The sequence below is a fragment of the Rhizobium ruizarguesonis genome (assembly GCF_017357285.1).
Lineage (GTDB): Bacteria > Pseudomonadota > Alphaproteobacteria > Rhizobiales > Rhizobiaceae > Rhizobium > Rhizobium ruizarguesonis.
Genome location: NZ_CP071679.1, coordinates 261,726 through 280,380 on the forward strand (window position 1 = coordinate 261,726; position 18,655 = coordinate 280,380).

At 59.7% G+C, this 18,655-nt stretch carries 19 protein-coding genes and 1 pseudogene; 7 read left to right on the plus strand and 13 right to left on the minus strand.

The genetic code is table 11. The annotated features are described in order from the left end of the window. Positions 1-372: 372 nt before the first annotated feature. The 8 genes from J3P73_RS25755 to J3P73_RS25790 all read right to left on the minus strand — a co-directional run bounded on the left by J3P73_RS25755 (position 373) and on the right by J3P73_RS25790 (position 7,730). On the minus strand, positions 373-2,706 hold the full coding sequence (locus tag J3P73_RS25755; protein WP_207580029.1) for a molybdopterin guanine dinucleotide-containing S/N-oxide reductase: 2,334 nt from the start codon (positions 2,704-2,706) through the stop codon (positions 373-375). Positions 2,707-2,725: 19 nt separating this feature from the next. After that, positions 2,726-2,866, minus strand: a complete 141-nt coding sequence (locus tag J3P73_RS25760) for an FAD-linked oxidase C-terminal domain-containing protein (protein WP_245002747.1) — start codon at positions 2,864-2,866, stop codon at positions 2,726-2,728. 14 nt (positions 2,867-2,880) lie between these two features. Then, on the minus strand, positions 2,881-3,483 hold the full coding sequence (locus J3P73_RS25765) for a 2-hydroxychromene-2-carboxylate isomerase (RefSeq protein ID WP_024321547.1): 603 nt from the start codon (positions 3,481-3,483) through the stop codon (positions 2,881-2,883). Positions 3,484-3,496: 13 nt separating this feature from the next. Then, positions 3,497-4,066 carry a TetR/AcrR family transcriptional regulator gene (locus tag J3P73_RS25770; protein WP_024321546.1) on the minus strand — a complete coding sequence of 190 codons (570 nt, stop codon included), beginning with the start codon at positions 4,064-4,066 and terminating at the stop codon, positions 3,497-3,499. Between the two features lie 52 nt (positions 4,067-4,118). Further along, positions 4,119-5,147: a ketopantoate reductase family protein gene (locus tag J3P73_RS25775; RefSeq protein WP_207580030.1), complete on the minus strand. Its 1,029-nt coding sequence runs from the start codon at positions 5,145-5,147 to the stop codon at positions 4,119-4,121. 300 nt (positions 5,148-5,447) lie between these two features. Continuing rightward, positions 5,448-6,224: an SDR family NAD(P)-dependent oxidoreductase gene (locus J3P73_RS25780; protein WP_024321544.1), complete on the minus strand. Its 777-nt coding sequence runs from the start codon at positions 6,222-6,224 to the stop codon at positions 5,448-5,450. Between the two features lie 120 nt (positions 6,225-6,344). Then, positions 6,345-7,238 carry an NmrA family NAD(P)-binding protein gene (locus J3P73_RS25785; RefSeq protein WP_027688088.1) on the minus strand — a complete coding sequence of 298 codons (894 nt, stop codon included), beginning with the start codon at positions 7,236-7,238 and terminating at the stop codon, positions 6,345-6,347. Between the two features lie 69 nt (positions 7,239-7,307). Further along, complete coding sequence (locus J3P73_RS25790; RefSeq protein ID WP_024321542.1) at positions 7,308-7,730, minus strand: MarR family winged helix-turn-helix transcriptional regulator; 423 nt, start codon at positions 7,728-7,730, stop codon at positions 7,308-7,310. A 431-nt stretch (positions 7,731-8,161) separates the two neighbouring features. On the opposite strand from J3P73_RS25790, the gene J3P73_RS38290 reads away from it, so the two are divergent. After that, positions 8,162-8,332 (plus strand): hypothetical protein, encoded by a 171-nt coding sequence (locus J3P73_RS38290; RefSeq protein ID WP_231286869.1) that lies wholly within the window; start codon positions 8,162-8,164, stop codon positions 8,330-8,332. A gap of 73 nt (positions 8,333-8,405) precedes the next feature. Here the strand turns inward: J3P73_RS38290 and J3P73_RS25800 are convergent, their stop codons facing one another. Further along, positions 8,406-9,371 carry an alpha/beta fold hydrolase gene (locus J3P73_RS25800; RefSeq protein ID WP_027688086.1) on the minus strand — a complete coding sequence of 322 codons (966 nt, stop codon included), beginning with the start codon at positions 9,369-9,371 and terminating at the stop codon, positions 8,406-8,408. A 96-nt stretch (positions 9,372-9,467) separates the two neighbouring features. Further along, a complete protein-coding gene (locus J3P73_RS25805; protein ID WP_027688085.1) occupies positions 9,468-10,154 on the minus strand; it encodes a glutathione S-transferase family protein in 687 nt (228 codons plus the stop codon). A gap of 104 nt (positions 10,155-10,258) precedes the next feature. Between J3P73_RS25805 and J3P73_RS25810 the strand changes: the two genes are divergently transcribed. The 4 genes from J3P73_RS25810 (at position 10,259) to fhuF (ending at position 12,900) form a co-directional block, all read left to right on the plus strand. Continuing rightward, positions 10,259-10,834, plus strand: a complete 576-nt coding sequence (locus J3P73_RS25810) for a TetR/AcrR family transcriptional regulator (RefSeq protein WP_018480381.1) — start codon at positions 10,259-10,261, stop codon at positions 10,832-10,834. 155 nt (positions 10,835-10,989) lie between these two features. Beyond that, the gene (locus tag J3P73_RS25815) at positions 10,990-11,244 is read left to right on the plus strand and encodes a FitA-like ribbon-helix-helix domain-containing protein (RefSeq protein ID WP_075224380.1); all 255 of its coding nucleotides are present in this window, start codon (positions 10,990-10,992) and stop codon (positions 11,242-11,244) included. Beyond that, positions 11,241-11,666, plus strand: coding sequence for a type II toxin-antitoxin system VapC family toxin (locus J3P73_RS25820; protein ID WP_027688084.1), 426 nt, complete (start codon positions 11,241-11,243; stop codon positions 11,664-11,666). The genes J3P73_RS25815 and J3P73_RS25820 overlap by 4 nt, the downstream gene beginning before the upstream one ends. A gap of 445 nt (positions 11,667-12,111) precedes the next feature. After that, a complete protein-coding gene (fhuF, locus tag J3P73_RS25825; RefSeq protein ID WP_130687373.1) occupies positions 12,112-12,900 on the plus strand; it encodes a siderophore-iron reductase FhuF in 789 nt (262 codons plus the stop codon). 117 nt (positions 12,901-13,017) lie between these two features. Here fhuF and J3P73_RS37690 read toward each other — a convergent pair. Beyond that, positions 13,018-13,695 (minus strand): annotated as a pseudogene (locus J3P73_RS37690) (4'-phosphopantetheinyl transferase family protein); the annotation flags it as partial. Positions 13,696-14,082: 387 nt separating this feature from the next. On the opposite strand from J3P73_RS37690, the gene J3P73_RS25835 reads away from it, so the two are divergent. Both J3P73_RS25835 and J3P73_RS25840 read left to right on the plus strand, forming a co-directional pair. Continuing rightward, positions 14,083-15,960 carry a HAMP domain-containing methyl-accepting chemotaxis protein gene (locus J3P73_RS25835; protein WP_024321535.1) on the plus strand — a complete coding sequence of 626 codons (1,878 nt, stop codon included), beginning with the start codon at positions 14,083-14,085 and terminating at the stop codon, positions 15,958-15,960. Between the two features lie 196 nt (positions 15,961-16,156). Then, positions 16,157-16,546, plus strand: a complete 390-nt coding sequence (locus J3P73_RS25840; protein ID WP_027688081.1) for a RidA family protein — start codon at positions 16,157-16,159, stop codon at positions 16,544-16,546. A 121-nt stretch (positions 16,547-16,667) separates the two neighbouring features. Here J3P73_RS25840 and J3P73_RS25845 read toward each other — a convergent pair whose 3' ends face one another. Continuing rightward, the gene (locus J3P73_RS25845; RefSeq protein WP_018480374.1) at positions 16,668-17,249 is read right to left on the minus strand and encodes an NAD(P)H-dependent oxidoreductase; all 582 of its coding nucleotides are present in this window, start codon (positions 17,247-17,249) and stop codon (positions 16,668-16,670) included. Further along, on the minus strand, positions 17,246-18,655 hold the full coding sequence (locus J3P73_RS25850; RefSeq protein ID WP_027688080.1) for an FAD-binding oxidoreductase: 1,410 nt from the start codon (positions 18,653-18,655) through the stop codon (positions 17,246-17,248). Before J3P73_RS25850 ends, J3P73_RS25845 begins: the two co-directional genes overlap by 4 nt.

Consider the following 18,655-nt stretch of genomic DNA (forward strand, 5'->3'; position numbering starts at 1 on the left):
TGACTGGGTTAAGCAGCCTGATGAGTGTCGTGGCGCGGCCGCAAGGCTCGCTTTCTGATCGCTATTTGCCTCTCGGCATCGGATGCGTTCCTCAGTTTCTTTGACAGAATTCATGGGGAACAGCCTAGGCAATGCGCGTCGACCAAGAAAGACTGGTTATTCTTTTTCTATAGTTTTTGTAGATTTTTTTGTTTCGTTTCCGGTCCCGGTAAGGATCAGCTTTTTGCGGTGTGTGGAGATCCTTAACGCGGCACGTTTTTCAACAAGAGGGCGCGTTTGGATCGAGGATTTCCAGCCCTTGTTGTTCAGTGACCCCAGGAGGCAACGGCCTCTATAGGCAGGGTTCGCCGGGCGGCAGGTGCCATCGGGGATTCACTTTGGATCGGCGATCCTGCCGGGCTCGGCAGCACCCTCCACGAATTTCATCGTCTCGAATATCCGCACAGGGGGAGGTTCGCCGACGAAACGTTCTACCTCCACTCTGGTGAGCTGCCCGGTCGAGGCCTGGGCGAGCTGGGAGGTTCCGACGTCGCGAGTAAGGATATTCGGATTGCCGTGCACGCACATGGCCTTGTCGGCGGCCGCATCGTCCGGTTCGAACCATGCACCGGTCGCAAGCTGCATCACGCTCTCTCGCACGCCTTCGCTGATCACCGCTGCCGCAAGGCAACTGCCGCGCACGTTGAACAGCCTGACAATATCGCCATCCGAGATGCCGCGCCTGGCCGCGTCAACCGGGTTGATGCGAACGGGTTCCCGGCCTTTTATCTTGGTGGAACGGCTGAAATCGCCGTAGTCCAGCTGACTGTGCAGCCGCTGATGCGGCTGGTTGCAGACCAGATGGAGCGGGAAGCGGTTTTCATCGCCTTCAGCATCTGTCCTGGGAGGATACCATCGCGGATGGCCGCGGCAATCGTCATAGCCGAAGCTTTCGACCGTCTCGGAAAAGATCTCGATCTTTCCGGATGGCGTCTGTAGCGGAGATCCGGACGGATCATCCCGAAAGGCGCGCGCCGGTCCGCCATCGTTGGGCTTGAGCGGCAGGCGCATCTCTCCACGCTCCCAGAATGCCTCGAAGGTGGGAGCCTGGTGCCCGGCGGCGGCAAGCGCCTTTTGCGTCGTCTCGAAAAGAAAGGCGAGCCATTCCTTACTGGTCCGGTTTTCGGTGAACTCTTCGATCTTGCCGAGACGGCCCGCTATCTCGGAGAAAATCTCATAATCGTCCCGTGCTTCGCCGACCGGCTCGATCAGCTTCTTCATGGCGACCATCAGCGGATCGCGGTCCGCCGCACCAATATCGTCACGCTCGAGCGTGGTCGTCGCCGGCAGCACGATGTCCGCGTGACGCGCCGACGAGGTCCAGGCCGTCTCATGGACGATGATGGTCTCCGGTTTCTTGAAGGCCGCCCGCAGCCTGTTGATATCCTGATGGTGATGGAACGGGTTGCCTCCCGCCCAATAGACGAGGCGGATGTCGGGATAACGCATCGCCTGGCCGTTATAGTGAAATTCATCGCCTGGATTGAGGAGCATGTCGGCGATACGCGCGACGGGAATGAAATCCGCCACGGGATTTTTGAACTGGCCAAGGGTCGGCAATGGAACGCCAAGCTGGCCCTTACCGATATTCCCCAAAGCGCCGAGGGAATAGGCATAGCCGCCGCCATCCAGTCCGATCTGCCCGAGCATTGCGGCCAGCACGATGCCCATCCAGACCGGCTGCTCGCCGTGGTCGGCTCGCTGGAGGGAATGGCTGACGGTAATTAATGTCCTGGCGCCGGCCATGGCACGCGCGAGATTCCTGATAACGTCAGCGCCGATTCCGCAGATGTGGGACGCCCATTCCGGGCTCTTTTCGACGCCATCGCTGCGGCCAAGCAGGTAGGCCTCGAAACGCTCGTAGCCAACGGTATAGCGGTCGAGAAATCCGCGATCGTGCAGTCCCTCACGGGCGAGCGCATGCGCAAGGCCGAGCATCAGCGCGACATCGGTACCCGGTATAATCGGCAGCCATTGTGCATTCAGTTCGGCTGGAAAATCGTTCTTCAGCGGGCTGACGAGGACAAAGCGCGCCCCGCGGGCGCTCGCACCGTTCAGCTTTTGGCGCACGATATGCGCGCTGATGCCGCCGCCATGCACGTCCGTGTTCTTGAGCGCCATTCCGCCGAAGGCGACGACCAGTTCGCTGCTCCGCTCGATGGCATCCCAGGTGACGCTCTTGCGGTCGAAATGGTCGTATGGTCCCAACACGTGCGGGAGGATGACCATTGCAGCGCCGGAGCTGTAGGTGTTGACGGAACTGACGTAACCACCCAGCACGTTGAGAAACCGATGGATCTGGCTTTGCGCATGGTGGAAGCGTCCGGCACTCGACCAGCCGTAGGATCCCCCGAACACGGACTCCGGACCAAAATTTCTGTAAACGCGCTGCAGCTCTTTTGCGACAAGGTCAGCTGCGCGCCGCCAACTGACCTCGACATAGTCGTCCGCCCCGCGATTCTGCGCGTGATCCGGCGTGCCTTCGAGCCAGCCGCGCCTGATCGCCGGCCGCCTGATACGCATAGGGCTATGGGCGATCGCCGGAATGTTGCCCAGTAATGGCGATGGATGCGGATCGCCGGGATGAGGCCGGATCTCAAGACCTCTGTTTTCGTATCGGCCTGAAAACGCGCCCCAATGGGAGCTATGGGTCTTGAACCTGTTCATTTGACAGTATCCTCGGCGATCAGGCCGTTTTCAAACTGGCCAGTGAAACCTGTTCCGGAAGGATTTTTCCCGGATTCATGATGCCTTTCGGATCGATGGCATTCTTGATGAAGGCCATGAGGACGCAAAACAGGGCCGCCGCCTCGGAGCGGTCAGCCATGTTTTTGCGATGGATCAGGCGATGAGCTTTTCGCCCTTCATGTGACGCTCGAGGAAGGGCAGGCTGTCCTGCCCCCAGTAAAGTTCGCCGTCATAGCGGAAGGTCGGAAGCCCGAAGACGCCGGCGCCCCTGGCCGTCTCATAATTTGCTTTCCAGGCGGATTGCACAGTTTCGCCCTGGGCACGTATTTCCAAAGCCGCGCCATCGAAACCCGCGGCATCGGCGATCGCACGACGGACCTCTGCGTCACCGATATTTTCTCCGCGCAACCAGAAGGCCTCCTGCAGCGCTTTCGTCAGCCTGAGCCAGTCTTCGCCCGCATCGATGGCGGCAAGGACAAGGAAGCCGGCGGGCGTTGGATCCGACAAGGCTGCACGGTTTTCGAAGTTCAACGTTTTGCCCCGGATGGCCGCCCAACGCTTGAGATCCTTCGTCCAATAAGCGCGACGGGCCTCCGGCCGGTTGCGAGAATAGATCGCGCCGTTATCCTCGATCAGGGGGATGACATACGGGCGGATCGTTGCGTTCTGTTCGGACGCCAGTGCCGCGAATGGGTCCAAACCGATGAAAGCCCATGGCGAGCCGATGCCGAAGAAATAGTCAATGATCTTTGTCATTATTCTGGTGCTCTCAAGATGTCCGGTCGTGTGGGATCGCGGCGTCGAAGACGGAAAGTGCGCAGTCTCGGGCGACGAGAACCGCTGTCGGGTCACGTCCCACTGCCACCGTCGCAAGCGCGCCTTCATAAAGAAGCGATAGATGCGCGGCCGTCTGGTCAAGGCCGAGCCCGGCCTTGGATATGACGGCGCGGAAGATGTCGCCTACGGCTTTCTTATGTGTGCGAGCGACCGTCACGACGCGTTCGGAATCGCCATGCTCGGCTACCGCAAGAGCAAATGCGCAGCCCCGGAACTCCGGGCTGTCGGCCTTTTCATACAGGCGCTCGAAAATAACTCTGACCTGGTCTCTCGGAGCACCCGTCGCGTCCAAGGCCTCCCGCAAGGAGCGAATAACACGTTCGTGGCGATCCTGGAGATAGGCTGCAACAAGATGATCTTTGGACGGGAAGTGTCGATAGAGCGTTGCCTTTGCAACTTTCGCTTCTTCGATAATGCGATCTATCCCAACAGCCCGAATACCTTCGCTGTAAAATAGCCCGCCGGCTGCGGCGAGGATCTGTTCTGATATTGGTTCTCTCATTGGATCGCTTCAGGTTGGTGGTTGCATCGTTGAACAATTGGAAGGCGACACATCAGGTCGCTGCGGCGAGACCGGTGTTGCTGCCCTGATCGGGTCTGTCGACAAGTGATTGAATCGCGTCAAGCGCCAGTGCTTTCGTGAAGCCGCCCTGATGCTCCAATCTGCCAGCAAGATGCTGGACAACCTCATTGTAGGGTGTCGGAATATTGTGCAAACGACCCAGCAAGACGATTTCGCCGTTGAGAAAATCGACTTCACTCGAAGCGCCTCTGGTAAAACTCTGCCAAGTCGATTGTTGACCGGGATGGATGCCACTGTCCTGAGCTATGCGCCACCCTGAAAGATCTGTGGTCCGCTCCGAGGGTGAGGCGAGGTTATAACCGGCAGCCTCAAGAGCTTGACGAGCTTCATTGACCAGCGCATCGGCGATTGAGACGCGGAGATCCTCGGCCCCAACGAACAATTCCAAGACGTTTCTGACGTTGTGAAGAAGTTTGGCTGATTTCCAACGGCGGATATCATTGCTGGTTTCCGCCAGATAATTTGCGCGGGTGAGGTCCGCCGCAATCTGCTCGGCTGTTTCATCAAAACCCGACGGGAAACGCCCTATGGTGACCACGCCGACCTGCGGATCACCCGCCACCGCAACGGAGCCGGTCTCGGTAAACCGTGCAGGCGTCAGAATACTGGCTCCGTAAACCCTGGCGAAAGTTCTGAGCGCCATCGCTTCTGTCGCCAAGCCATTTTGAAAGGTGACGATGGCGAGACTGGCAGCCGTTGCCCCCGCTGAATCCGACACTTGACGCCATGACCAGGAGGCCAGGGAGCTTGCCGCGTCCTGAGTTTTGACCGTTAACAACAGGATATCATCGAGGGCCAATTTGGGCGGGTCGCTGAGGTCGAAAGCGTTAAGCCCGATCTGTCGCTTGCCAGAGGGACGTTGGTAGCTCAGACCATACTTCTTTATATGACCGATCTGTGCGCCGCGTCCGACGAGCGCATATGTGATGCCGGAAAGTTCGAACTGCGCAGCGAGGCTCGCACCTACCGCGCCTGCCCCCACGATAACGTATCGTGTCATCTCTCTTCCCAAATCTGATTTATGACCAATGCGGACTAGCGTGTGGCGTCAGCCAGGAGGTCGACAAGCCCACGTTTGAAACATAGGCATGTAAATGGACCGAAGAAAGACAGGTCGTTCTCTTTCTCTCCTGCTTTCGTAGAAAATAGTTTGGAATCTGGACGTTTTACGGCCACCTTGATCTCTGCCGACCGAGCTGGTCGAGGAGCCGAGGGGGAAGGTCCGGGGACTCCGTAGCCTAACGGTTCTCCTGCGATCTGGAGGCCGGAGAACCGGCGGGGCGCGCGTTTCGATCGGGCGCTAGACGAGCGAGTCTACGACGCCGCCATCGACTCTCAGTGCCGCGCCGGTCGTCGCGGACGCCTGGAGGGACGCGACGTAGACCACCATGTTCGCAACCTCCTCGACGGTTGCCGGCCGCTCGATGATGGAGGTCGGACGATGCGTCTTGACGAAGTCGATGCCGGCTTGCTCGAAGGACCGCTCGGCGGTGACATGCCCCTTGAGCATCTCGGCGGCGCCTTCGGACATGGTCGGGCCCGGTAGCACCGAGTTCACCGTCACTCCCGTGCCAGCCATGCGCTTGGCGAGACCGCGTGCAACTGCAACGTCGGCGGTCTTGCTGACGCCGTAGTGGATCATCTCGACAGGGATATTGAAGGCGGATTCCGAACCGAGGAAGATGAAGCGCCCCCACGATTTGGCAGCCATTTTCGGAAGGTAGGCGCGCGCCAGGCGCACGCCTGCCATGACGTTGACCTGCCAATGGCGGTCCCAGATCGCATCGTCGGTCTCGAAGAAGTCCAGGGGCAGAAAAATGCCGAGGTTGCTGACGACGATGTCCGGCTCGGGTTCGGCCCGGATCATCGCGTCGCACCCCTCGGCGCCGGCGAGGTCGAGCGCATGACCGCGCGCAGGGCCGCCGAGGCGCGCCACCGCCGCATCGACCTTTTGCTGGCTGCGGCCGTTGATAATTACCGCTGCGCCCGCCTCATGGAGGCCGCGGGCAATGGCAAATCCGATGCCTTCGGTGGATCCTGTAACCAGCGCGACTTTACCTGAAAGGTCGATGTTCAACTTGCTTCTCCTGGAAGGTTGGCCGGGCGGCGCGTGCATCGCGCCGCCACCAGCGGGTTGGACGGAGCCGGCGCTTCGGACCCGGTGAAGCCAATGTCCTGTCCTCGATGCCGGAGCGGCTCACGCCGCCGCGTTCAGCGTATTGAAGGCGGCCCGGTGCGACGTGACGAAGTCCTGAACGGTCATCGGTGGCACGCCCGTCACTTCGGCGATGATCTTGTCTGCGCCCGAGAAGATGCCGTTCTGATAGTCGAGGGCGATCGCGCAGAAATGCTGGATCAAAAATTCCGGCAGGCCGAACTTTTCCAGCCGATCGCGATAGGCGGGGATGGTCAGCGGCTGGTAGCTGATCTTGCGGCCGAGCACCTCGCTGATGGCTGCGGCGATGCCCGGCTGGTCAAGCTCGGTCGGCCCATGAAGCCTGTAGGTCTTGCCGATATGGGCGGCCGGTTCCGCCAGAAGCGTGGCGATCAGGCGGGCTTGATCCTCGGCGGCGATCGGCGCATGACGGCCAGCGCCGTATGGCAGATCGATGATGCTCTGCTCGACGATCGTCTTGCGCGCAAACGGGTAAAGCAGCCATTGCGAGAAGAAGGTCGGTCGCAGGTGGATGGTGGGGACGCCCGACCAGTCGAAGATCCGCTCGGCGATCCAGTGATCGCGCGCCGCATGGCTCTTGGAGTCCTCGCGCGCCGAGATCTGCGACATGTTGATCACGGCTTTAAGCCCGGCGCGTTTGGCTGCATCGGCGAAGTATGCGGTCGTCTGGATGATGCCCGGACGGACGGGATAGCAGAAATAGGCGGAGGTGGCGCCTGCGGCGGCGCGGATCACGTCGTCATGTTCGAAGAGATCGCCGACCACGACCTCCGCGCCTTCGCTGCGAAGCGCGTCGGCGCGCTCGTCTTGCCTGTGGACCATCGCGCGGACGGCGTGGCCCTTCTCGAGCAGGCGCTGGACGGTGTAGCGGCCGGTCTCACCGGTGGCGCCGGTAACGAGGAACGTGTCGGTCATTTTCATCTCCTTGTGTTTGGCTGCAGCATAAAATGTGTAATTACACACTTTTCGATAAAAAAAGGGGAGCTACCCGCCGAGGTTCAGCTCCAGAATTTCATCGCGCATGCGCACGGCGCGGTCCTGTCCAACCTCCCGCTCAAACGCGGCCTGGGCGTTTTCCCAAAGGGGGACTGCCTCCGATACCTTCGCGACGCCGGAAGGGGAGAGGGTGACATCGAAGGCGCGGCCGCTGGTTCTGCCGGCGACAACCCATCCGGCTGCCTGCAGCGGCTTCAGCGCGCGGACCAGAGTCGTGCGCTCCATGCTCAGCATTTCGGCCAGACTGGTGATCTTGAGGCTCTGGTAGGCTTCCAGCAGTGACAGAATCGAGAACTGCGAGACCGACAGTCCGGCAGGCGCCAGATGATTGTCGTAAAGACGGCTCAGATGCCGCGCGTTCTGGCGGGCGGCGAGGGCGTAACAGAGATGGGGACCAGTGGGTGTCGGCATGGGGTACATCTAAATGTGCAATTGCACAGTGTCAAGTCCGAGCCTCGGCGTTCGACAGACAAAGTAGCAGGCCCGCCACATCCCGATTCCAAGGCTCATTGCTTGAAGTGCAATTACACACTATGTTCCACAAGGTCGGTGTTGAGTTTGGATGGCGCTCACCCGCCACCCCAGAAATCACGCGTTCCGGAGAACGACATGACGGGCAGCAACGGAGAAAAACTCCCATTCCTCGATGATCTTGCCGATGACGCCGAACTGAGAGGGACGTCCTGCGCCGTCCGGTTTCGGGCCGTGACAATATCAAGCGCCTGGTCGAGGACGTCGGCACGCTCTACGCCTCGCAGCAGCCCACCTTCTACGGTGCGATCGATCAGCGCCATTTCCTGCAATATCAGGCAACACTTCGCACCGGCCTCGATCTGGAAGCGGTGGGGGTCATCGAGCGCGACGAGACCGGGCTCGTGCAGCGGGTGGCGATGACGTTTGCGCCTTTGGACGCCGCGGTGTCGCTGTCGGCAGAACTGCGCGACATCGTCGGGGAGGAGTTTGGTGACAATCTCTTTTACGACGCGTCGGTAAACGAGATCGCGGCGTCCTGATTGCCAGACCCGCATTCGATCGTACGCAAAGGCCGGGGCCGGGCTACCGCCCGCCCCTGGCCTTTGCACGCCATCAGCCGCGAAGGAACGCCAGCAGGTCGGCGTTCAAGCGGTCCTTGTCGACGTGCAGCAGCCCATGCGAGCCGCCCTCGTAGACAATGAGCTTGGCATGTGGAACGAGCCCCGCGGTCAACTTCGCGGAGATTTCCAGCGGCACGATCTGGTCGTCGCTGCCGTGGACCACCAGCGCGGGAACGGTGATCTTCCTGAGGTCATCGCGGAAATCGGTTTCCGAAAACGCCCCGAGCGCATGGTAGGCGGCAGGCAAGCCGGTTGCCTGTCCCTGCCGCCAGTAGCTCTCCCGCAGGCCTTCCGAGACATGCGCCCCCGGACGATTGAAGCTGTAGTACGGCATGGTGACGTCGAGATTCCACTGTGACCGGTTTGCCTGCACGGCGGCGCGGAACGTATCGAACAGCTCCTTGGGAGCACCGTTCGGATTGGTCGCAGTCTTCAGCAGGAAGGGTGTCACCGAGGAGACGAAGGCGACCTTGGCGACCCGGCTTTGGCCGTGACGCGCGACATAGCGTGCGACCTCGCCACCGCCCATCGAATGGCCGACGAAGGTTGCCTCGCGCAGATCGAGTGCCTCGACCAGTTGCGCCAGATCGTCGGCGAAGGTGTCGTAGTCGTAACCGCCGGACGGCTGGCTCGACCGGCCAAAGCCCCGACGGTCGTGGGCGATGACGCGATAGCCGTTCTGCAATAGGAAGAACATCTGGTCTTCCCAGGCGTCGGACGAGAGCGGATAGCCATGGCTGAACACCACGGCGGGACCGGTGCCCCAGTCCTTGAAGTAGAGGCTGGTGCCGTCTTTCGTGACCAGGCGGTCGCCTGTGGGCTTCCCGGTATGGACTGACGCGGGCGTTTTTGCTGCCGCCGAGTTCGCGCTGGCACCGGCCGCCGCCAGTCCGACGCCGGCGACCCCTTTCAGCAGGTTGCGCCGGGAAGCGCTGTCGGGTGTTGAAACCGTAGACATGAGGAAACTCCGTGAGAATTGTGCCGCATGGGCGGCGCGATTGGCGACTGTGGTTGGGCGTCGGTGCGGTGTTCGCATCGCTTTTCGTGCGAGGGATTAGAAGCCGAGCCTGCGCAGATCCTCCGCGACGAACATCTGGCCGCTGCGATTCTTGACGCTCGGCAGTTCGGAGACTTTTGCGCGCCAGGACTTCAGCGCGGAATGATCTTCAGGGATGGCAATGCCGGCGGCGTCCGCGAACATCAGCCCGGCAAACACCGTGATGTCGGCCATCGAGAATGTATCGCCGGCGACGAACGAACGGTCCTGCAGCACCGAGTCGAAATACCTCATTCCGGCTAGCGCCTTATCGCGCTGGCGGTTGCCCCAGTCCTGTCGGCCGGCCCATTCCGGGCTCTTGAACACTTGCAGCTCGGCGCCGAGGCCGCGCGTCGCATGATGGAAGTAGTCGCCGACCGCATCGAGCAGCTCGGTCTCGGCCCGCTTCTGCATCATGTGGATGACGGCCTTTTCCTTCGGCGTCTTGCCGGTGAGCCGTGGATCGCCGTCGAGATTGTCGAGATATTCAGTGATGGCGGTCGCCTCACTGATGTAGGTGCCATCGTCGAGCTGGAGAACCGGCAGGACGCCAGACGGGTTCTTTTCGAGGAAGGCCGGCTGCTTATGTTCGGCGCCGATGAGGTCGACGGAGACGAACTCGACCTGCGGTTCGAACCCCTTCTCGGCGAGCACGATGCGGATACGGGCCGGATTTGGAAAGCCAGGGCGATCGAAGATTTTCATGAGAGACTCCTTTATCTGTCTATCGATAGATAGATTACGATCCAGAGATATCTCTTCCCTTTTCGGTCGTCAACAACTATCTATCGAGTGATAGGTATGGACTGATGATGGCAAAAACCAAAACGGATATGCGCGAGGCGGTCATGACCGCCGCAAAAGCGACGGTGCAGTCGCATGGCTACAATGCGCTGAGCTTTCGTGAACTCGCGAAAGAGGTCGGGATCAAAAGCGCCAGCGTGCACTATCATTTTCCGACCAAGGGCGATCTCGGCGCCGCGCTGGCGCGTCGTTATACGGAGGAGGGCGCAGCCTACCTGGCGGAGCTGCTGGCCACTTCCAACGATGCGAGTTGGTGTATGGACAGATACGCGGCGATCTTTCGCGCTGCCCTGGCCAACGATAATCGCATGTGCCTGTGCGGCATTATGAGCGCGGAACTTGACGACCTTCCTGCGGAGGTCAGAACCGAGGTGGACAAATTCGCCGCGATGAATGTCGGCTGGCTGACTAAGGTGCTCTCAAGGGCAAAGCCTTCGGCAAGCGAGCAGGACCTGCGGGAGCACGCCATGGCGATCTTCGCTGCCATCGAGGGGGGCCAATTGGTTGCGCGCGGCTGCCAGGATATCGGCATCTACGACCGGACTATCCGGGCATATCGGACCACGGGTCTGATCCCGTAATTGGCCGGCGGCTCTAATGGGAGTGGCAGTTGGAAGACGGTTGCAATTTGTTGCAGTTCAAAAAGCGTCATTCCAAACCAATTCGAAGAGTTGCTAGGTGATATCAATTTCCATATATTGATAGCATGACCATCAGCGTTAAGGGAGTGCAATCGATGGCGGCAGTTACAATACGCAATTTGTCTGACGAGACACATCGTGCGTTGAGAGTGAGGGCAGCTCATCACGGCCGCAGTACCGAAGCAGAAATCCGTGACATCCTAGAAACAGCGGTACGGCCAGCTGAACGCGTGATGTTGGGCTCGTTGCTAGCATCAATCGGACGCGAGGCAGGGCTTTCGAACGACGACGTGGATAATCTGCAGCTCGTCCGAGACAAAACGCCTGCGGAACCTATGAGTTTCGAATGATCCTGATCGATACCAACGTCATCTCGGAGCCATGGAAACCCACACCCGATAATCAGGTGCTGGCGTGGATCGATGCCCAAGCAGTGGAAACGCTGTTCGTTTCAGCGATTACAGTGGCTGAGTTACGGTTCGGCATTGCCGCGATGCCTAGCGGAAGGCGAAAGACCGTCCTCGACGATCGACTAGAACAGGAAGTTCTGCCTCTATTTTCAGGACGCGTTCTATCCTTCGACATGGCTGCATCACAGAGCTATTCGGAATTAATGGCGCGAGCACGCGCAGCAGGTCGGGCAATCGGTAAAGCAGATGCCTATATTGCCGCAACTGCCGCGGCGAACGGATTTATTGTCGCTACCCGCGACTCTAGTCCCTTCGAAGCCGCAGGGCTTAAGGTTATCAACCCTTGGTACGCACCAACATAGCAGCGCCAAAGCGTCAGATGATTGCCGAGCGATCCCGTAAATCAACTACAGACTGCATCTGCAACAACGCGGGATCGTCAGCCCGATCCCCATCAAGACCGGCAGGTTGACACTCGTCGCGGTCCGCAGTTGGGCGCTCGCACGACAGAACGCCTCCGTTGGCAATTTAACCGCACGGGACGTTACGCCCCAATCTACGTGCAACCTGTTCGGGAGTGTCGAAGGCGTGGATTTTTGTCGATTAAAAGAGGACTAAAATAGTCATCTTAAGTTGACAAGGCTAATTTCGCTGCATAGGTTCCGCCCGCGCCCGTGGCGTAGGGACCAAGCAATGGCACGCGTTTTTTTGAATGTTTCTGATAATGTATCGCGAATTTATAGAGATAGCCTATTTTTAACGAAGGGCCGCAACATGACGGCGACCCTGAAGTATCGGTGGTAAGGCATGGCGGCGGAGACGAGCGGAGCGCTCCAGCCCGCGACGTTGATCGCTGATCATCCCGTCGCCCACCAGGCCGTCGACCTCGACGGCCTGGTGGGCGACGGCCCATTCTCCTATTGCCGCGGCAAGCTGCTCAGTTCCCCGCCGCAGACTGGCATTGTCATTCCCTGCAGGCATCTTTGCGACCGGGCGATCTTCGACGAGATCATTGGCCGATATGCGCAAAAATTTAAGGGCAGCGACCGCCGCGCGATCGTCTCCATGTGGACGCTCTATTATTTCAGCATGCTGACGATCGCGCCCAGCGTCCACATGTTCGTGCACCGCATCGGGCTGCCGCTGGAGATCGACGGGCTTTCGCTCGTCTGCAACGAGCATACGGGTGAGCCGGAAGCATTCGTGATGTCCGGAAGGCCCGACGTTGCCGCCGATCCAACTGCTAAGCTTCATCGGCTGATGCGCGGCCACGCCGAGCCTATCATCGCGGCGATCGCCGCCAATGCAGGGGTTGCTCCGAAGCTTCTCTGGAACAATGTTGCGGCATATCTCTCCTGGATCCTCAAGGAAGTCGCCCATCGTCACGAGCCCAGCCTCGTCGAAGGCGGCCTGGCGCTGCTTGAAGAGCCCGCATGGCCGTGCGGCCGGCGCAATCCGATGTTCGGCATGATCCGCATTGCGCGCCAGCAGTGCGGACTTGAGTTCGCCCGTCGGAAGGTTTGCTGCCTGCGCTACAATCTGCCGGGCGTGGGCGGCTGCGGCGAAGCCTGTCCGCTACCGGACGGGCGCCATTAAATCAGATACGGGCTGCTGCTTGCCGAGACGGTCGCCCCTGTCATGAAACACTCTGTCGAGACCAGTCGTAGTCGAGCAAGACAACCTGCCCATCCCTAGCGGTGGCGGGTGCGCGGTATCGGACGGCCTGCTGTCGTCCTGAAATAGGCTGATAGAAATGCCGGGAAACTCGGATTGAGAGCAAGCAGCCAGCGCGACGACGTGCTGGCTGCCGCTTTCGACCAGATGGTGATGCCATCGCCGATCGCGGTCGCCGCCGACCATGACAGGGATGCCATCCTTCCAGGAAAAGGTGACGTTGCGGGGGATCCTCGCGCAGCCCGACGCCGAGTGCCTTAGCCGCACGCGCGCGTTCGCGCGCAGGCAATTCCATCAGCCAGCGCCGTTCGTCTGCACTGCAATAGTTATCCAACGCCGCCTCCTCGATCTCGACGTCGGCGCGTTCGCAGTCTATTCCCAGGTGATCACATGCTGAAGCGACAGCGACCGCCACAAGCCCGTCGGCGTTGGCGAGGCTGAACTGCAGCCTGTCATCTCCCTCAAGTCTTAGCTTGCCGTGCTTGTCTGGAGACAATGGGAGCTTGCTCGGCGATATCCCGGTTTGCACGCTCAACAGTTGCCGATATACCGGCCGGCAATGAAAGAGGCCCGGTCTCGTTCAAACCGATAGGTCGCGGCGCGCCCCCGTTCATCCGGTGAAAGCGACTGCATCCAGCGGTTCCAGTCGCCTTCGTCCTTGGAATACTACCAGAGCGCGATTTCAATGCCGGCAAGTTGGTTGTCAGATTGCTGCACGGACCCAGTATGTGTTCCGTGGACCGATTGGCAAGCCTGCAGGTGCTTGCCGATCTCGCAGACGGCAGGATTGGTTCTCCATGGCGAAGATGACCAGATCGTGCCGATCTCAATGTCCAAAGCCGGGTCAATGTCGACCGATTCCTTGTCTTGTTATCGAGACCCGATGGCGCTGGCATTTTCGCTCGCCATGGCTGCTATTTCCTTTGATTTCCAGGAACTCTAAGTCGCATGGCGTTTAATTGATCGCGGAAGTATGGACCCACTCAGAAGATCTCGGAAAATAGAGCGGGATCATTGTTTAGTTAATACTAAATTATCGAATCTGGTGCGAGATCTTGCATCAGCCGGCACACCGGTCGTCCCAGTAGCTTCGAGGAGACCCGCATGAAACGCCCGAGTATCAAGCAAGCCCTGATCTTAAAGCTGTCGATCATCAGTCTGTTCATGGTTGGCCTGTCCTATGTTTCGCTGAGCACGATTTCGACACTTCGTGCCAATACCGAGCAGATCGGGACCTTCTGGATGCAGCGGCTTGTGACGGCTCGCGAGATCAAGGACGACTTCCTCGGTCTGAAACTCGTCTATGGGCAATACCTTCTCGTGGACACAGCGGAGCAAAAGAAGGCCGGACAGCAAGAGATCGACGCTGCTGGCGTTGCGCTGGACACGGTTGTCGGCGAATACGAAAAAGGCGTCCGCACGGAGCGGGGGCGCGAACTGATCAACCAGATCAAGCCGGAACTCGCCAAATATCGCGCGCTGGCAGAGCAAATGACCGCGTTTGAAAATGACGGGAAGACGCCTGAAGCAATCCGCCTCTTCAAGGAAAATATGGAGCCGCAAGCCGAGCTGGTGAACAAGGCGGTGGCGGATCTGGTCGCTTTCATTCTCAACCAGGCCGAAGGCTTTGTGACCGCGAGCGGTGATACCGCACAATCCGCTTTCCTGCTGACGGCCGCGATCGCAGCGCTGGCCGTGCTTCTTGCCATAGCCGGCATCTTCTTTGCGATATCGGGCATCGCCAACCCAATCCGAAGCATCGCCTCCGCCATGAGGCGCCTGTCGGATGGCGATCTTGACAGTGATATTCCCTATGCCGGTCGCGCCGATGAAGTCGGCGAAATGGCCGGTGCGGTTGAAATCTTTCGTCAGAATGCCCTCAACGTCGTCAGGCTCGAGAAGGAAGCCGCTGAATCCCGCAGCGAGAGCGAGGCAGCGCGCGCCGCAGCCCAGCAGCGCACCGAACGCGAGGCGGAACAATTGCGCTTCGCGACCACGACATTGGGCGAAGGTCTCCGGCGGCTTGCAGCAGGCGACATATCCTTCCAGCTTTCAGAACAATTTGCGGCTGAATATGAAGCCTTGCGCGAAGACTTCAACGCCTCGCTCCGGCAATTGGGCGCTACGATCGGCGCAGTGCTCGAGACGGTGCATAGCATCGATAATGGTACCGGTGAGATTGCATCTGCCGCGCAGGATCTTTCCAAGCGTACCGAACAACAAGCAGCTTCTCTCGAGGAGACGGCAGCAGCCCTGGACGAGATCACGTCCAATGTGACGATGGCGACCAAACGCACCGACGAAGCGCGCAATGTCGCCAAAGAAGCCGATATCAGCGCTCAGCGGTCGGCAACTGTCGTCTCGGAGGCCGAAGGGGCGATGCGACGCATCGAGGACAGTTCACAGCAGATTTCAAATATCATTGGTGCAATTGATGAAATCGCCTTTCAGACGAACCTCTTGGCGTTGAACGCCGGCGTTGAGGCTGCCCGTGCGGGTGAGGCGGGCAAGGGTTTTGCCGTTGTCGCCCAGGAAGTCCGCGAGCTTGCCCAGCGCGCCGCTCAAGCGGCCAAGGAGATCAAGGGCTTTATTCAAAAGTCGTCAACTGACGTGCAAAATGGCGTGAAACTGGTTCTCGAAACCGGAACGTCGCTGAAGTCGATCGGTGAGTACGTCGTACAGATCAACCAACTCATGGATGCGATTGCCACATCGGCGCGCGAGCAGTCGACGGGACTTGCTGAGATCAACACGGCGGTCAATCAGATGGACCAGGCGACCCAGCAAAATGCGGCGATGGTCGAGCAGTCGACGGCTGCCGTTGCCTCATTGTCCTCCGAGGCAGGCCGCCTACGGGATCTGGTCAACCAGTTTCAATTGGACGGCGACAAAAGCGCGGCGGACGGGCAGCGCAGCGGACGGGCCTTCGAAGGCAACCGGCCAATCCACTTGGTCGCTTCGCGGCGCGTGACGCAAAGATGACGCGCGGCTAACGTCAGATCAAATACCGAAAGATAGTGACCTGGCGCCTGGACGATCATCGGCTCGATCCCTCCAAGGCGGTTGTCCCGCATTACTCCTCGCAAGGCATCATGAGCGGCAGCGATATTCTCATATCCTGCCGCATCCTGTAGGGTCGCGGTATCTGCCGACCTATGGGAAAATTTCAGAGCGATCGATGAGGAAGATCTTCAATCCGGCCTCGGTGCGCCGGCCTTTTGGAAATTACAATCACGGCCTGCTGGTGCCGCCTGGCGCAGCGCTGCTCGTCACGTCGGGCCAGCTTGGTATCGGTCTCGACGATGCCGTTCCGAGCGATGTCACTGCTCAGGCGGAACTCTGCTTCGAGGCGATCAAGGCGATCCTCGAAGAGGCGGAGATGAGTTTTGCCGATGTGATCCGCATTTCGGGCTTCGTCACCCGCCGCGAGGACTTCCCGGCCTATATGGCTGTACGGGATCGCTATACGCTCGATCCGAAGCCGGTTTCCACCTTGCTCGTCATAGGCGGCTTTACGCGCCCCGAGTTCCTCGTCGAGGTCGAGGTGACGGCCGCGAAAATCTTGTAGAGCATTTCCTTTTTTCTTCGAAGCACGGAGATGCTCTACCTCTTTGTTTTCATGCAATTCCAGGCAAAGGCGCTTCGCGCTTTGCCTGGCAAAACTGCGGCGCACTTTTGCTGGAACTGCTCTAGAATCGCTCCATTGCCCCTCCGACGCGGGCGAGGAATTTTGCCCGCGTCTCCGGCGTGCAGTTGTTCATGTCGTAATGGGCGAGGAAGGTCACCGGCCTCACCGGATTGATCTGCGCCCTCAGTACGCGCTTGACGATTTTCTTTGGCGGGTTGCCGGCGGCGAAGGCCCGGAAGGGCGTTGCGCCATAAGTCAGGACGGCTGCGAGCTTGCGGATGTGACGCAGCCGCGATTCCACCTTGCCGTTGACTAGCTCGAAGGAAACGCCCGGCAGCCAGACTCGGTCGAAATATCCCTTCAGGATCGCCGGAAAGCCGAAGTTCCAGATCGGGGTGCAGATCACCAGCCCCTCGGCCGCCTTCAACCTTTCGACATGCGATTCCACCAACTTCAGATTTTCCGGATAGTCGTGATAGACGAGCCGGTCGCGGCGCGAGAGCACCGGATCGAACTGCTCTTCATAGAGGTCGCAGCCATCCACTGTATGCCCGGCCTTCTGCAGGCTCTCGACGGTTTGCCGGTAAAGCGCCTTGCCGTAACTTTCCTCGACCGGGTGAGAGTGGAGGACGAGAACCCTCATGAGGCCTCCATCAGGGCCGCCAGACCAGGGAAGAGATAGTTCTTGCCGGCGTTGAAATCGAAATCGGGATTGTCCCACGCGATCATCTTGCCGGGATTGAGCAGGCCCTTCGGATCGGTTTCCTGCTTGAAGGCGAGCTGCACCGCGTCGGTGCGCTTCATGCCGCCTTCTTCGAGCGTATAGCGGTGCGGGTTGAAGATCGGGCATCCATTGTCCTGATGGATCTTGATGATCTCCTCCAGCCGCTCCTCGGTGGTATAGCGCACCAGCGGCAGGCCGGAGCACTGGATCTGGCCGTCGAATTTGATGAATTCGAGATGACCCGGCACTTCGTCACCAAAGATTTCGACCATCTTCCGAACCTTGGCGACATGATCCGGTCCCGGATATTGCACCTGCAGATAGGTGAAGCTCGGATCGACCTTGAGCGCACGCAATGTCGTGTGGTTCCAGGCAAGCTCGTAGGCATGCGGGATGCCGCGCATGCTTTCCACCTTGTCGGAGCGGAACATGATCTCGCCCTTCTGCGCCGCCGTGAAGGCAAGAAAAGCATCCATGGAGTGCGGCGCGATCATCAGCACGACGATCGACTGGCCCTGACGGATGTAAGGCTTGTGGCGGGTGAAATAGTCGAAAGGAATGGGAGCGGCGATCGGCGCGATCTCCTTGACGAGGATGCCGTTGCATTTCGCCAGTGCGTCGGAGAAGCGCACCGCTTCCATGAAGTCGTCATAGCCGACGAGCACATCGACCCAGTCATAGGCAGGTGCAAGCGGCATCTCGATCTCGGTGATGATACCGTTGGTGCCGTAGGCGTGGCTCACCTTCTGGAGATCCCAGCCGGTGAGATCGAGGACGCGCGGTTCGGCCTCCATGGTAACGACGCGCAGGCGCAGGATGTTGCCGAGGTCGCGCAAGCCGCCCCAGGTGATCGAGCCGACGCCGCCCGAGCCGCCGGCGATGAAGCCGCCGACCGTCGCCGTCTGGGCGGTGGAGGGGTGGAAACGCAGCTCCTGGCCGGAATGGGCCTTGGTCTGCTTGTCGAGCTGAGCAAGCACGATGCCCGGTTCGCAGATGACGCGGCCGGGATGGATCTCCTTGATCTTGTCCATGGCGGCAAGATTGAGAACGATGCCGCCGGAAAGCGGCATGGCCTGGCCGTAATTGCCAGTGCCGGCGCCGCGCGGCGTGACCGGTACGCCATGGGCATAGGCGACCTTCAGCGTCCGGATGACCTCTTCCTCGGTCTTCGGTGTGACGACGAGATCGGCCGTCACATTGTCGAGCTGAGCTTTGAGTACAGGCGAATACCAGTAGAAATCCCGGCTCTTCTGGCGAACCAACGCCGGATTATCCTCAACGGCGATGCCTTCGAGTTCCTTTTTGATCTTCTGATAATCGGCCAT